Here is a 13,785-nt window from a genome sequence, read left to right as displayed (position 1 = left end):
AGCGGATGCGCGGCGACACAAAGGAGTGATCATGACCCGTGCCCAGACCGACGGCCCGCTTTCCGGGTTCACCGTCCTTGAGCTAGGCGTCTTCATGGCCGGTCCGTTCGCGACCATGCAGCTGGCGGACCTCGGAGCCCGCGTGATCAAGGTGGAGAATCCCGACGGCGGCGACCAGACCCGAGCGACCGGTCCGCATGTGAGCGGCGAAAGCGCGCCGTTCATGCTGCTCAACCGGAACAAGGAATCGGTCTCTCTCGACCTGAAGACGCCGCTGGGGCGCGAAGCGTTCCTACGGCTGGCCGAGCATGCCGACGTCATCGTGGAGAACATGCGCCCCGGCGTCGTCTCCAGGCTCGGTGTGGACTACTCGTCCGTGCGTGAGCGCAATCCCGGGATCGTCTACGCCTCCGCGTCCGGCTGGGGACAAGACGGTCCGCTCGCCCCCCTGGCGGGCCTGGACATCATGGCGCAAGCCCGCAGCGGGCTGATGAGCATCACCGGCTATCCGGACAGCCCTCCGGCCAAAGTCGGAGTGCCGATCTGCGATCTGACCACAGCGCTCTATGTCGCCCTGGCGGTCACCGCCGCGCTGCATGAACGTGGACGCTCCGGGGAGGGGCAGCACATCGACGTCTCCCTCCTGGAGAGCGGCGTCTCCTACGCGGTCTGGGAGGCGGCCGCCTACTTCGTCGAAGGCAGGGTCGGCGGGCCGAACGGTTCAGCGCATCAGAATCAGGCGCCCTATCAGGCGGTGCGCTCCGCGGACGGTTACGCCACCATCGGCGCCAATACCGCCAGGAACTGGCAGCGGCTGTGCGAGGCCTTTGATCTGCTCGATCTCCTGGACGACGACCGGTTCGAAACCCCCTACAGCCGGATGCAGAACCGCGAGGAACTCATCGAACTCATCGAGGTGAAGACCACGACGATGACGACGGAGCGGATCTGCGAGCTGCTCAACGAGGCCGGCGTGCCGTGCGCACCCATCAACGACTACGGGCAGGTGTTCACCGATGAGCACCTTCATGCGCGCGACTACTTCTGGGATTCCCCGCACCCGGTCGCCGGCACGGTCCGGCAGATCGGCTCACCCATGCGGTTCTCCCGCACTCCGGCGCGGCGTGCCCATGCCGGCCCGCCACTGGGCCAGGACAACGGCAACCTCGACGGCCTGGGGTTCTCCGACGACGAGCTGCGGGTACTGAAGAACACCGGGAAGGGAGCGAACTGAGATGACCGGAGACCGGAGGGAACGCGACGAGTTGCTGGTGGAGTCCGCGGAGCATGTGCTGACCGTGACCTTCAACCGGCCCGGCCAGCGCAACGCCATGACCTGGAACATGTACCAGGGACTCGTGGACGCCTGCGACGTCGCCGACGGAGGCGACACACGCGTGATGGTGCTGCGCGGCGCGGGAGGCAAGGCCTTCGTGGCGGGCACCGATATCGCCCAGTTCGAGTCCTTCGACGGCCCGAAGGGGGTGGCGTACGAGCAGAGGATCTCCGAAGTGCTCCACCGGCTCCGCGCCGTGGACGTCCCGGTGATCGCGGCCGTCGACGGTTACTGCGTGGGAGGCGGCCTGGGCATCGCGGCGTGCGCGGACATCCGGGTGTGCTCCCCGTCGTCCAGGTTCGGCGTGCCGATCGCCCGAACCCTGGGGAACTGCCTCTCCGCCGATACCGTGGACCTCCTGATGCAGTTGCTGGGCAGGGCACGCGTGGTGGACATGCTCCTGCAGGCCCGGTTCATCGAAGCGCAGGAGGCGTATCAGTCGGGCTTCGTGACCGCGGTGGCCGATGATGTGGACGCCGCCGCGCACGACATCGCCGCCCGTCTCCTCTCGCACGCCCCGCTCACCATGTGGTCCGTGAAGGAAAGCGTGCGGAGGCTCAGCGCCGGCGGACCGGTGGATGACACGGACATCGTCGAACGCGTCTACGGTTCCCAGGACTTCGCCCGCGCCGTGAGGGCGTTCGTGACGAAAACGGATCACACCTGGGAAGGACGCTGAACGCCAGCGGCGTGAGGCGGCCCTAGGGAAGCCGCTCCACCGTGAGGACGCGGAACCCCTTGGCGCTGGAATGACGCGCGGCGCGGAACGGCACCGTCTGCGTGCTGGTCCCGTCATCGGCATCCAGCCACGCGCCGGAGGCCAGCCAGCGCAGCAGGGAATCAGCGCCTAGCTGTCTGGCGACCACGAGCCAGGCTGTCCCGCCCGGCTCCAGCCTGGGCAGCCACGAGCGCAGCAGGGCGTGCAGCGCCGGCTTGCCGACCTTGATCGGCGGGTTCGACCAGATCTGATGGAACCGCAGCTGTTCAGGCACCTGCTCGGCGGTCACCGGGCGCACCTGCGTCAGCCCGTGCCGGGAGGCGTTCTCGCCGGTCAGTTCCAGAGCGCGCTCGTTGATGTCCAGTGCCCACACGGTCAGGTCCGGGCCGCCGGTCAGGGCCGCGTGCAGCGCCAGCGGGCCCCAGCCGCAGCCCAGATCCAGCAGATGGCCGGACTCCGGCGGCGCCGGTAGCCGGCGCAGCAGCACCTCCGTGCCGGTGTCCAGGTGCCCGGGGGAGAAGGTGCCCGCCGCGGTCGTGACCGGCACCTGCCGGCCGGCCAGGGAGACGGTGATCTCCTGCCGGCGCGCCGCACTGGAGGGCTGAGCGGAGAAATAGTGGTCGTTCATCGTGCGTTCAGCATAGAGGGCGGGGCGCCGGTGATGGGAGAATGGGAGTTCCCTCGCTTCGTCCGTGCCGCCGATGCGGCACTCACCACGCGTGAGCAAGGATCAGCAGGACAGGACCCGAGGAAAGGCAAGACGACGAGAGACGACGACAAGAGGAGCCGGCCAGTGCCCCAGGACGCTCACGAAGCACCCCGCGACCGCGAAGCGGAGATGATCGCGCGCGTGCTCTCCCGCGAGGGCACCGCCATCACCGCCGAGGGCGAGCTGGCGGCCGACCACGACGGCGAGCAACTCGACCGCGCCGAACGCCAGGCGCTGCGCCGCGTGCAGGGGCTCTCCACCGAGCTCGAGGACGTCACCGAGGTCGAGTACCGGCAGCTGAGGCTGGAGAAGGTCGTGCTCGCCAGGCTCTGGACCTCTGGGACCGCGGCGGAAGCGGAGACCTCGCTGCGCGAACTCGCCGCGCTCGCCGAGACCGCCGGCTCCGAGGTGCTCGACGGCGTGCTGCAGCGCCGCGAGCACCCCGACCCGGGCACTTTCCTGGGTTCGGGCAAAGCGCAGGAACTCGCGGAGATCGTCGCCGCATCGGGCGCCGACACCGTCATCTGCGATGGCGAGCTCGCGCCCTCCCAGCGGCGCGGCTTAGAGGACATCGTCAAGGTGAAGGTGATCGACCGGGTGGCCCTCATCCTCGACATCTTCGCCCAGCACGCCAAATCCCGCGAGGGCAAGGCCCAGGTGGAACTGGCGCAGCTGGAGTACCTGCTGCCGCGACTGCGCGGCTGGGGCGAGTCGATGTCCCGGCAGGCCGGCGGGCGGGTGGCGGCCGGCGCGGGCATCGGCTCCCGCGGTCCCGGCGAGACCAAGATCGAGCTGGATCGCCGCCGGATCCGCACGCGGATGGCCAAGCTGCGCCGCGAGATCGCCGCGATGAAGCCCTCCCGCGAGGCCAAACGCGCCGGCCGCAGGCGAAACGCCGTGCCCTCGGTCGCGATCGTCGGGTACACCAACGCCGGCAAGTCCTCCCTGCTCAACCGGCTCACCCGGGCCGGCGTCCTGGTGGAGAACGCGCTGTTCGCGACCCTCGATCCCACCGTGCGCGCGGCGCGCGCCGCCGACGGCCGGGACTACACCTTCACCGACACGGTCGGGTTCGTGCGGAACCTTCCCCATCAGCTGGTGGAGGCGTTCCGCTCCACCCTGGAGGAGGCCGCCGACGCCGATGTCCTGCTGCACGTCGTCGATGCCTCGCATTCCGATCCGGAAGGGCAGATCGCCGCGGTGCACGACGTCCTCGCCGAGGTCGGGAACGAGGCGGGCGTGGAGATCATCGCGCTGAACAAAGCCGACCTCGCCGACCCCCTCGACCTGGACCGCCTGCGCCGCGCGCACCGGCACGCGGTCGCGGTCTCGGCGCGCACGGGTGAGGGCATCGGCGAGCTCAGGACGCTGATCGAGGAACTCCTTCCGCAGCCGCAGCACGAGCTGACGGTGCTGCTGCCCTATGAGCGCGGCGACCTGGTCTCCCGGGTGCACGAGCAGGGCACGGTCCTGACCGAGGAGCACCTGGCCGAGGGCACCGTCCTGCAGGCCCGCGTGCACGCGGATCTTGCCGCCGAGCTGAGGCCCTTCACCCGCCCGGACATGCTGGTGGCACGCGGAGGCGAGGCCCGGATCGGCGGCCGCGGGTGAGCACTGAGCTGCCCGCTCTGCTGGAGCGGGCGGTCGAGGAGCTCGGCGGCAGCCCGCGCGAGGGCCAGCAGCAGATGGCCGAGGCCGTCGGCTCGGCGCTGGAGAAAGGCGTGCACCTGCTGGTGCAGGCCGGCACCGGAACCGGCAAGTCGCTCGCCTATCTGGTGCCTGCCGTGCGGCACGCCGTCACCACCGGTGAGACGGTCGTCGTCTCCACTGCGACGCTGGCGCTGCAATCCCAGATCGTGGCCCGCGATCTGCCACGCCTGGCCCGGTCCCTGGCGCCGGAACTCGGCCGCAAACCGGTCGCCGCCGTTCTGAAGGGGCGGCGCAACTACGTCTGCCTGCACAAGCTGAACGGTGGGTACCCCGAGGAGGGCGACTCCACCGGCCTGCTGTTCGATCTGGGCGCCGATGCCGTCCCGGCCTCACGCGACGGCGCAGGCGGCACATCCGCGGGGGCCTCTCAGCTCGGCGAGGAGATCATGCGGGTGCGTTCCTGGGCGCGGACCACGGAGACCGGGGACCGCGACGATCTGGTTCCCGGCGTCTCGCCGCGGGCGTGGGCGCAGGTCTCGGTCAATGCCTTCGACTGCCTGGGAGCCCAACGCTGCCCGGTGGCGCAGGAATGCTTCGCCGAGCGCGCCAAGGCCAAGGCCGCGGCCGCCGATGTCGTGGTCACCAATCACGCGCTCCTGGCCATCGACGCCTTCGGCGATTCCACCGTGCTGCCGGAGCACTCCGCCGTCATCGTGGACGAGGCGCACGAACTGCAGGACCGGGTGACCAGCGCCCTGGCGGGGCAGCTGGGAGAGGGCATGGTGCGGGCCGCGGCCTCCTCCGCACGCCGGCACACGGCGGTCTCCACGCTCGCCCTGGAGAAGGCCGCCGAGCAGCTCGCCGCGGCGCTGTCCATGATGGAGCCGGGGTTGCTGGCCCGTGGCGCGCCCGAGGAACTGGCGATCGCCCTGGCCGCGGTGCGCGATGCGGCGCGGCAGGCGCTGGCGGATTCCGGCGGGAGCAGCAAGGAGCAGGACAAGGAGATCGCGGCGGGCCGGCAGGTCGCCCGTGCCCGGCTGAACGAGGTCTTCGAGCTGGCCGAGCGGATGGCGGTGCCGACGGAGAACGATGTGCTCTTCATCAGCCGGCACGAGCGCGCCGAACCGGAGAACCGGGTGAACATCGCGCCGTTGAGCGTGGCCGGCACCATGCGCTCGGGACTGTTCACCGACCGGACCGTGGTGGCGACCTCTGCGACCCTGACGCTGGGCGGGTCGTTCGCGCCGGTTGCCGGTGCGCTCGGCCTGGCCGGCGAGGACGCGCCCCGCTGGGACTCCGTCGACGTCGGTTCTCCCTTCGACTACGGCAGGCAGGGCATTCTCTACGTGGCTCGTCACCTGCCGCGCCCGGGACGGGCACAGCTGGCGGAGGAGACCCTGGAGGAGATGGCCACGCTCATCGAGGCCAGCGAGGGCGGCGCGCTCGGGTTGTTCTCCTCTCGTCGCGCGGCGGAAGAAGCCGCGACGGCGATGCGGGCGCGTCTGGACGTGCCGATCCTGCTGCAGGGCGAGGACGTGCTGCCGACGATGGTCAAGCGTTTCGCCGCCAGCCGCTCGGCGTGTCTGTTCGGGACGCTCTCGCTGTGGCAGGGTGTCGACGTGCCCGGCCACGCCTGCCGGCTGGTGCTGATCGACCGCATCCCCTTCCCGCGCCCGGACGATCCGCTCGCCTCGGCCCGCACCCGGGCCGCCGCGCGCCGGGGCGCGAACGGATTCATGGCGGTGTCCGCTTCACACGCCGCCATCAGGCTGGCGCAGGGCGCCGGCCGGCTGATCCGCACGGTGGACGATCGCGGCGTCGTGGCGGTGCTGGACCCGCGTCTCGCGACAGCCGGTTACGGCGGATTCCTCATGCGGAGCCTGCCGCCGATGTGGGCCACCGCGGATCCGGAGGTCGCGCGCGGGGCGCTCCGGCGGCTCGCCACGCCGGGCCCCGGCGCGGTGGACGGCACCGGGGAGGAGAACGACGAGCGCGACCAGCACGTGGCGGACGGCGCCGCCGGCTGACCGCGGGACTCCCGGCTCAGCGGGCCCTCGCGCGTTCGCCCGCCCTGAGATCGTCACTGCGCCCGTAGAACGCCGCCCTCCAGGCCTGGCCGTCGACGACGTAAGGGCGTGATGACGAGGTAAGAGTGGCGCGCCGGGGCGTTCGCGAGGGACTTCCGGGCTACTGCCCCGCCTCGCGGGCGAAGCCGCTCGCGAGGAATTCCGAGAGCCGGCGGGTCACCGGTGCTTCGGTCGCGGTGGCCCAGCACAGGGCGATATCGCGTTCGTAGCGCGCGCCAGTCAGCGGCCGCTCCACGATGCCGGGCGGCGTCCGCTCGTCGCCGGGTAAGAGGGCCACGCCGAGCCCCCTGCTGATGAGCTCGCGGATCGTGGCGAACTCGGTCACCTCGAAGCCGATGTCCGGCGTGAACCCCGCCTGGGCGCACCACGCCTCGGTGAGCCGGCGCAAGTTGTAGCTGGGCGGATTGGCGATGAACGTCTCGCTCGCGAGGTCCTGCAGCCGCAGCCTGCGCGCTGCCGCACGGGGATGACTCTCGGGGAGGACGGCCTGGATGTGCTGGGTCCCGATGATGGTGTGGCGGGCCTTCGCCGGGGCGGGGATCGTGATCGCCAGGTCGAGGGCGCCGGAGAGCAGATCGGCTTCCAGCTGCGCGCCATGAGCCTGCGTGAGCTGAACCCGGATCCCCGGATGGCGGTGCCGGAACGCGGCGAGGAGCTCGGGGACGAGCCCCGATCCCAGGGTGAGCGGGAAGCCGAAGGTGACGACCCCGTGGTCGGGATCCGCGTCACCGGCCAGCGCGGCAGCGGCGGAGCCGATCTGCCGGAGGGGATCGCGGGCACGGCGGGCGAGCTCGGCGCCGCCGGGGGAGAGCCGGACTCCCCGGCCGGCGCGCAGCAGGAGCGGGACTCCGAGCTCGGCCTCCAGGGCGTGCACGCGCCGGCTCATGGATGACTGCGGCACGCCGAGGGCTGCGGCGGCGCGGGTCATATGCCCGTCGTGCTCCGCGAGTGCCACGAGCGCCGCGAGCTGAGGCGCCAGTCGGTCTACCCATTGATCCATATCCGGATCATACCGAGCCTGTTGTTCATTGGACGGATGGGATGCCGTGATGAACGCTGGAAACATCGAACCGCGGGAAACCCGCATGCCCTCCCGAAGGAGCACGATGGTGGCCACAGAGGCGCGGAACGCCAAGCACGAGCATCATGAGGAGGTGGAGGTCGTCCTCATCGGCGGCGGCATCATGTCCGCGACCCTGGGATCGATGCTCGCGTTCCTGGAACCGGACTGGAGGATCGTGCTCCTGGAGCGGGGAGACTCCCTCGCGCCGGAGAGCAGCGATCCGTGGCGCAACGCCGGTACCGGCCACAGCGGCTACTGCGAACTGAACTACATGCCGGACCCCGGCGACGGAGCGCGTGCCGCCTCGATTGCCCGGCAATTCCTGCTCACCCGTGAATGGTGGGCGCACCTCGCCGGTGAGGGCCTGCTCGATCCGGCCGCGTTCATCCACGCGACGGCGCATCTGGACGTCGTCTTCGGCGCACGTGATCGCGACTATCTGAGACAGCGATACACGACGTTGCAGGATGACCCGTTCTTCCGCGGGATGGAGTTCACCGACGATCCGGCCGCCATCGCCCGGTGGGCGCCGCTCGTGGGCGAGGGACGCGTCAACGGCGAGCCGGCCGCCGCGACCCGCATGGACCACGGCACCGACGTCGACTTCGGCGCCCTCACCAAAGCGCTGGTGCGCGTGATCGAACGGGCCGGCGGCGAGAGCCGGCTCGGTCACGAGGTGCGCTCGATCGAACGGGCCCGGGATGGTGCCTGGCTGGTCCGGGGACGTCATGGTCAGCAACGATTCGCGGTCCGGGGGCGCTTCGTCTTCGTCGGCGCGGGCGGTTATGCGCTGCGACTGCTGCAGAAGGCCCGGCTCCCCGAGGTGCGCGGTTACGCGGTCCTGCCGGTCGGAGCGGCGTTCCTGCGCTGCGCGAATCCTGCCGTCGTGGCCCGGCATGCCGCGAAGGTCTACGGGCAGGCGCCCGTCGGCGCGCCTCCGATGTCCGTACCGCACCTGGACCGGCGCGTGGTCGAGGGGAGGGAGTTCCTCATGTTCGGCCCCTACGCGACCTTCAGCACCAAACTGCTGGTGCATGGCCGTCTCACGGATTTCTTCCGCACGCTGCACTGGGCGAACCTGCCCGTGATCACCGCGGCAATGGCGCAGAACCTTCCGCTCGTCCGCTATCTGATCGGCCAGCTGGCAGCCGGGCAGCGCACGCGGTTCCGCCAGTTGCAGCGGTTCTATCCCGACGCCGACCCCCGCGACTGGGAGCTCGTCCCGGCGGGGCAGCGTGCTCAGCTGGTGACACCCGACCCGCGCCGGATCGGGGCGCTCCGGCACGGTACCGAACTCGTGGTGGGCGCCGGCGGAGGCATCGCCGGTCTCCTGGGGGCTTCACCCGGCGCGTCCACGGCCGTGCCGATCATGCTCGATCTGCTGCAGCGGTGCTTCCCCGAGCTGTGGCGGGCCCGCTGGCGGCACCGCGTCGACGAGGCGATCCCGGGTCGGACGGCTGAGTGGACCGCGGGCCGGGTGGAGGAATCCCTCCGGCGGACGGCCAGAGCGCTCGACCTTTGACGCCGGCCGCCCTTTGCGACCGATGTGCCACTACGTGCGATGGTATATGGGCGCCTGCCGACGCCGGTGCCCAGGCGGGCGCATATTCCTATGACAGGCTACTGCGAACGGGTACCTGAGGTCGGTGCGGATGAGTGGGAACACCGGCAGCGGTAAAACACGCTTTTCCTGCCCAGGCATACCTGTAGTGACAGAACCACACCGTAGACGGTGTGGTTCTGTCACTAAGCGGTCGTTCCATGCCTCGTGGCTGTCAGAGACGCCTCAACACCGCCACGACACGGCCCATGATGGTGGCGTAGTCGCCGTCGATGGGGTCGTAAGCGGGGTTCTGCGGCAACAGCCACTGCTTCCCGTCTCTGCGCTTGAGCGTCTTGACGGTTGCCTCGCCGTCCAGGAGCGCCGCGACGATCTCGCCGTTCTCGGCGCTGTTCTGCCGTCTCACCACCACCCAGTCACCGTCGCAGATGGCCGCGTCGATCATCGAGTCCCCGGAGACCTGGAGCAGGAACTTCTCCCCACCGCCGACGACCTGGGTGGGCAGGGCGAACATGTCCTCGATGGCCTGCTCGGCGAGGATGGGGCCGCCCGCAGCGATGCGCCCGACCACCGGGACGAGCGCGGTGTTGGCGGAGTCGGCGGCGTTCTGCACGAAGGGCTCGGCATCCGTCTCCTGGGCGGTGGAGGGAGCGCCGACGAGTTCGATCGCGCGAGGACGGCGCGGATCGCGGCGAACGTAACCGAGTCGTTCGAGCTGGCTCAGTTGATGCGCGACGCTGGACAGGCTGGCCAGGCCCACGGCCTTGCCGATCTCCCGCATGCTCGGCGGGTAGCCGTTGCGCAGTACTGCGCGTTCGATTGTCTCCAGCACCAGGCGCTGGCGCGGGGTGAGCCGGTCGTCCCCGTCGTCGGGGGCGTTCCCGGCCGGGAGCGCGGAGCCGTCTTCCTGCTCCGCGCGGCTACGGGCCGCCTCTACCTCGTCGGCGACATCGCTGTTGCGGGGCCGGCCCCGGTACCGTCCGGCCGCACGTCCGGCCTGCTGGGAGTCCTCGCCCACGTCGCCACCTCTTCCTCGTCCACTTCTCATCCCCGCGGGTCGTCGCCGCCGGCGGGTACGGCCGGCTGAGCGGAGCGTCCGCCTGCTGCGCTCAGGATGCTCTGCGCTGCAACGGGGACTGTCCGTGCCGCCTGTCAGGCTGTGACCAGCTTAACCAGCGAGTGCACCGGGATTCAAACATCTGTTCGACACACTAGTGGACATACGTTCGAATCCCGTGGTACGAATAGTACAGACGTTCGAGGAAAAGGAGTCTTCGCGATGTTCGAATCGATCGCCACGCAGCTGCAGCTCAACGAACGCGGTCGCGCCGTGCTCCGTCTGCTGACGGCGACCGTTCTGGCCGGCGCCGTGCTGCTGATCGGCGCGCTCCTGGCCACCGTCCCGGGCTTCTTCGGCGGGCAGGCGCTGGCCACCGGCACGGTCGATGCCTCGGCCGGCGACGGGACCGTCGAGTACATCACCGTCGGGGAGGGCGACAGCCTCTGGGGCATCGCCTCGGAGGTCTCGCCGGAGACCGATCCGCGTGACACCATGCTGGTCATCGCCGAACTCAACTCACTCGATTCGGGGGAGCTGCACCCGGGCCAGCAGATCGCGGTCCCGGCAGGCGGCTGAACGCCCGTCTCCCGTAGACTGTGGGGGTGAATCGAAGCCCCGCCACCGTCTCCCTTGACGATCTTCCCCTGCGTGACGACCTGCGCGGCAAGACCCCGTACGGGGCGCCGCAGCTGGACGTCCCGGTACAGCTGAACGTCAACGAGAACGCCCATCCCGTGCCCCGGGAGGTCACCGAGGCGATCGCGGCCCGTCTCGAAGCGGAGCTTCCCGGACTCAACCGGTACCCGGACCGTGAGTTCACCGAACTGCGGCAGAAGCTTGCCGCGTACCTGTCATCCGCGGCGCCCGGTGTTCCCGAGCTCCGGCCAGAGCAGATCTGGGCGGCCAACGGCTCGAACGAGGTACTCGCCCACCTCTTGCAGGCCTTCGGCGGACCCGGCCGCATCGCTCTCGGCTTCGGTCCGAGCTACTCGATGCACCCGCTCATCGCCAGCGGCACCGGCGCCCGGTTCGTCGAGAGCCCGCGCGAGCCGGGCTACGCCATCACCGCCGATCTGGCCGCCGCGGCCATCGATCGGCACGACCCGGACGTCGTCTTCCTGTGTACGCCCAACAACCCCACCGGCACGCTGACCGGCCTCGACGTGATCGAAGAGGTCTACGACCGGGCCCGGGGAATCGTGATCGTCGACGAAGCCTACGCCGAGTTCTCCCGCGACCCCTCCCAGACGGCGCTGCGCCTGCTCCCGGGCCGCCCGCGCCTGGTGGTCTCGCGCACCATGAGCAAAGCTTTCGCCTTCGCCGGCGCCAGGCTGGGATATCTGGCCGCCGATCCGGCCGTGTGCGACGCCCTGCGGCTGGTTCGCCTGCCGTACCACCTCTCCGCGCTGACCCAGGCCGCGGCCTGCGCCGCGCTGGACCACGCTCCGGCGCTCTTGGCCAAGGTCGAGGAGCTCAAAGCGCAGCGGGAACGGATGGCGACCGCGCTGCGCGAGCTGGGCCTGACCGTGCACTCCTCCGATTCCAACTTCCTCCTGTTCGGCGGTCTCGACGATCCGCAGGCGGTGTGGCAGCAGCTGCTCGACCGCGGCGTGCTGATCCGCAACACCGGCATCGACGGCCACCTGCGCGTCAACGCCGGCACGGAGCCGGAGACCACCGCCTTCCTCAACGCGATCACCGAGGTGATGACCCGATGACCACAGCCGCCCGCCGCGCCGAGATCGACCGAACCACGAGCGAATCCCGCGTCCACGTCCGGGTCGACCTGGACGGCACCGGCCGCGCGCAGGTGAGCACCGGCGTGCCGTTCTTCGAGCACATGCTCACCGCGCTGGCCAAGCACTCCGCCATCGACCTGGACGTGGAGGCGTCCGGGGACGTGCACATCGACGTCCACCACACCGTCGAGGACACCTCTATCGTGATCGGCCAGGCGCTGCGCGAGGCCCTCGGCGAGAAACGCGGCATCCGCCGCTACGGCTTCGCCAGCGTGCCCTTGGACGAGGCGCTGGCCGAATGCACCGTCGACGTCTCCGGCCGCCCCTATTTCGTGCACACCGGCGAGCCCGAAGGGCAGCAGTACCACCTCATCGGCGGGCACTTCACCGGTTCGATGACCTCGCACTCGCTGGAGTCGATCGCGTTCCACGCCGGGCTGACCGTGCATCTGGAACTGCGCCGCGGGCGCGATCCGCACCACATCGTGGAGGCGCAGTACAAGGCCTTCGCCCGTGCCCTGCGGGATGCGGTCGAACCGGACCCGCGGGTCACCGATGTGCCCAGCACGAAGGGAGCGCTGTGAGCGGGACCACCGGCGCCGAGCACCAGGTGATCGTCCTGACGCCCTTCGCCCAGTCCACCCAGCTGGCGGCTGCCTGCGTGCTCTCGGACATCCACGGGCACGTCGTCCCGATCGGCTCCTATCACGCCGTGGCGGTCGACGACCCGGACTTCGAGCGGGCGCGGGAGCAGGCGGCGACCCTGTCGAAGATCGCCGGCCGGATGGACGTGCTGCTGCTGATCCGGCGGGAGGGGCAGATCGACGCCAGCCAGTGGCGCCGGGGCGCCCACGAAGCCGACGTCCCCGCCGGCCTGGCGCTGTCCAAGCTGCCGTCCGTACTGGAACAGCTGCTGCTGGGCAGCACCACCCCCGAGCAGGTCGAGGGCAGTATCTCGACCCGGGGCATGACCAAGCTCCAGGCCTCGGCCGCCGCCATGACGCCCGAACGGCACGCCATCGCCCGCACCGCGCTGATGTGGTCCGCCGCGGCGATCCTCGCGCTCGTGGTGTTGATCTTCGCCCTGATCATCGCCCTCGGCGGCACCGCGCCAGCCTGGGCGGGCGTGGCTGCGGCCGGGCTCGTCCTGGGCTTCGCCGTCTGGCGGGTGGTCTCGCTGCTGGGACTGGGCAGGAAAGGGGTGCGGCCGTGACCGCGGATCAGAAGCGCATCGTCGTGCTGGACTACGGTTCGGGCAACGTCCGCTCCGCCGTGCGCGCAGCCGAGCGGACCGGCGCCGAAGTCGTGCTGACGGCAGACCACAGCCGTATCGAGGAGGCCGACGGCCTCATCGTGCCCGGCGTCGGCGCTTTCGCCGCGGTGATGGGCGGACTGGAATCGACCGGCGCCGTGGATCTGATCCGCCGGCGCCATGAAGAAGGCCGCCCGACGCTGGCCATCTGCGTCGGCATCCAGGTGCTGTTCGAGCGGGGCGTCGAGCACGGCGTCGAAACGGAGGGCCTCGGTCTGTGGCCCGGCACCGTCAGCCGGTTGCAGGCGCCGGTAGTCCCGCATATGGGCTGGGCGGAGGTCGAGCCGCCGGCGGAGTCGCGTCTGTTCGCCGGCATCGAGCGCGAACGGTTCTATTTCGTGCACTCCTACGCCGCGCACAGCGCCCCGGAGGGCGTGCTGACGACCTGGGCCGAGCACGGGGAGCGGTTCGTCGCCGCGATCGAGGACGGCCCCACCAGCGCGACCCAGTTCCACCCCGAGAAGTCCGGTGACGCCGGCGCCCGGCTGCTGCGCAACTGGGCCGAGACCCTCTAGCCCGGCCGGGCATCCCGGGCACGGGGCGAACTTCG

At 70.5% G+C, this 13,785-nt stretch carries 13 protein-coding genes; 10 read left to right on the top strand and 3 right to left on the bottom strand.

The genetic code is table 11. The features are described 5' to 3' along the window. The first annotated feature begins 31 nt into the window (after positions 1-31). A complete protein-coding gene (locus IEW13_RS06585; protein WP_188550134.1) occupies positions 32-1,234 on the top strand; it encodes a CaiB/BaiF CoA transferase family protein in 1,203 nt (400 codons plus the stop codon). A gap of 1 nt (position 1,235) precedes the next feature. Continuing rightward, entirely contained in the window at positions 1,236-2,015 is a 780-nt protein-coding gene (locus IEW13_RS06580) for an enoyl-CoA hydratase (protein WP_188550133.1), read from the top strand. Positions 2,016-2,037: 22 nt separating this feature from the next. Here IEW13_RS06580 and IEW13_RS06575 read toward each other — a convergent pair whose 3' ends face one another. Next, complete coding sequence (locus IEW13_RS06575) at positions 2,038-2,682, bottom strand: class I SAM-dependent methyltransferase (RefSeq protein WP_188550132.1); 645 nt, start codon at positions 2,680-2,682, stop codon at positions 2,038-2,040. A gap of 210 nt (positions 2,683-2,892) precedes the next feature. Between IEW13_RS06575 and hflX the strand changes: the two genes are divergently transcribed. Together hflX and IEW13_RS06565 are read left to right on the top strand one after the other, a co-directional pair. After that, complete coding sequence (hflX, locus tag IEW13_RS06570; protein WP_229744979.1) at positions 2,893-4,374, top strand: GTPase HflX; 1,482 nt, start codon at positions 2,893-2,895, stop codon at positions 4,372-4,374. Further along, on the top strand, positions 4,371-6,440 hold the full coding sequence (locus tag IEW13_RS06565; protein WP_229744969.1) for an ATP-dependent DNA helicase: 2,070 nt from the start codon (positions 4,371-4,373) through the stop codon (positions 6,438-6,440). Before hflX ends, IEW13_RS06565 begins: the two co-directional genes overlap by 4 nt. A 160-nt stretch (positions 6,441-6,600) precedes the next feature. On the opposite strand, the gene IEW13_RS06560 is transcribed toward IEW13_RS06565, so the two are convergent. Continuing rightward, the gene (locus tag IEW13_RS06560; RefSeq protein WP_188550130.1) at positions 6,601-7,500 is read right to left on the bottom strand and encodes a LysR family transcriptional regulator; all 900 of its coding nucleotides are present in this window, start codon (positions 7,498-7,500) and stop codon (positions 6,601-6,603) included. Positions 7,501-7,606: 106 nt separating this feature from the next. Here IEW13_RS06560 and mqo point away from each other — a divergent pair, with 106 nt between their 5' ends. Beyond that, a complete protein-coding gene (gene mqo, locus IEW13_RS06555) occupies positions 7,607-9,085 on the top strand; it encodes a malate dehydrogenase (quinone) (protein WP_188550129.1) in 1,479 nt (492 codons plus the stop codon). Between the two features lie 253 nt (positions 9,086-9,338). On the opposite strand, the gene lexA is transcribed toward mqo, so the two are convergent. Continuing rightward, positions 9,339-10,142 carry a transcriptional repressor LexA gene (gene lexA, locus IEW13_RS06550; RefSeq protein ID WP_268235174.1) on the bottom strand — a complete coding sequence of 268 codons (804 nt, stop codon included), beginning with the start codon at positions 10,140-10,142 and terminating at the stop codon, positions 9,339-9,341. Positions 10,143-10,403: 261 nt separating this feature from the next. Between lexA and IEW13_RS06545 the strand changes: the two genes are divergently transcribed. The 5 genes from IEW13_RS06545 to hisH are packed head-to-tail and all read left to right on the top strand — an operon-like array spanning position 10,404 to position 13,750. Next, the gene (locus IEW13_RS06545; RefSeq protein ID WP_188550127.1) at positions 10,404-10,760 is read left to right on the top strand and encodes a LysM peptidoglycan-binding domain-containing protein; all 357 of its coding nucleotides are present in this window, start codon (positions 10,404-10,406) and stop codon (positions 10,758-10,760) included. 26 nt (positions 10,761-10,786) lie between these two features. Continuing rightward, the gene (locus tag IEW13_RS06540; protein WP_188550126.1) at positions 10,787-11,902 is read left to right on the top strand and encodes a histidinol-phosphate transaminase; all 1,116 of its coding nucleotides are present in this window, start codon (positions 10,787-10,789) and stop codon (positions 11,900-11,902) included. Next, positions 11,899-12,507: an imidazoleglycerol-phosphate dehydratase HisB gene (gene hisB, locus IEW13_RS06535; protein ID WP_188550125.1), complete on the top strand. Its 609-nt coding sequence runs from the start codon at positions 11,899-11,901 to the stop codon at positions 12,505-12,507. Before IEW13_RS06540 ends, hisB begins: the two co-directional genes overlap by 4 nt. Next, positions 12,504-13,136: a hypothetical protein gene (locus tag IEW13_RS06530; protein ID WP_229744968.1), complete on the top strand. Its 633-nt coding sequence runs from the start codon at positions 12,504-12,506 to the stop codon at positions 13,134-13,136. The genes hisB and IEW13_RS06530 overlap by 4 nt, the downstream gene beginning before the upstream one ends. Beyond that, entirely contained in the window at positions 13,133-13,750 is a 618-nt protein-coding gene (gene hisH / locus IEW13_RS06525) for an imidazole glycerol phosphate synthase subunit HisH (protein WP_188550124.1), read from the top strand. Before IEW13_RS06530 ends, hisH begins: the two co-directional genes overlap by 4 nt. Positions 13,751-13,785 lie beyond the last annotated feature (35 nt).

The sequence above is a fragment of the Sediminivirga luteola genome, from assembly GCF_014639315.1.
Classification (GTDB): domain Bacteria; phylum Actinomycetota; class Actinomycetes; order Actinomycetales; family Brevibacteriaceae; genus Sediminivirga; species Sediminivirga luteola.
This window is presented reverse-complemented; position numbering and strand designations above follow the sequence as displayed.

Coding starts and splice junctions, on each gene's coding strand:
- IEW13_RS06585 (WP_188550134.1), top strand. CDS start 32: ATGACCCGTGCCCAGACCGACGGCCCGCTTTCCGGGTTCACCGTCCTT.
- hisB (WP_188550125.1), top strand. CDS start 11,899: ATGACCACAGCCGCCCGCCGCGCCGAGATCGACCGAACCACGAGCGAA.
- IEW13_RS06575 (WP_188550132.1), bottom strand. CDS start 2,682: ATGAACGACCACTATTTCTCCGCTCAGCCCTCCAGTGCGGCGCGCCGG.
- hflX (WP_229744979.1), top strand. CDS start 2,893: ATGATCGCGCGCGTGCTCTCCCGCGAGGGCACCGCCATCACCGCCGAG.
- IEW13_RS06580 (WP_188550133.1), top strand. CDS start 1,236: ATGACCGGAGACCGGAGGGAACGCGACGAGTTGCTGGTGGAGTCCGCG.
- IEW13_RS06545 (WP_188550127.1), top strand. CDS start 10,404: ATGTTCGAATCGATCGCCACGCAGCTGCAGCTCAACGAACGCGGTCGC.
- mqo (WP_188550129.1), top strand. CDS start 7,607: ATGGTGGCCACAGAGGCGCGGAACGCCAAGCACGAGCATCATGAGGAG.
- IEW13_RS06560 (WP_188550130.1), bottom strand. CDS start 7,500: ATGGATCAATGGGTAGACCGACTGGCGCCTCAGCTCGCGGCGCTCGTG.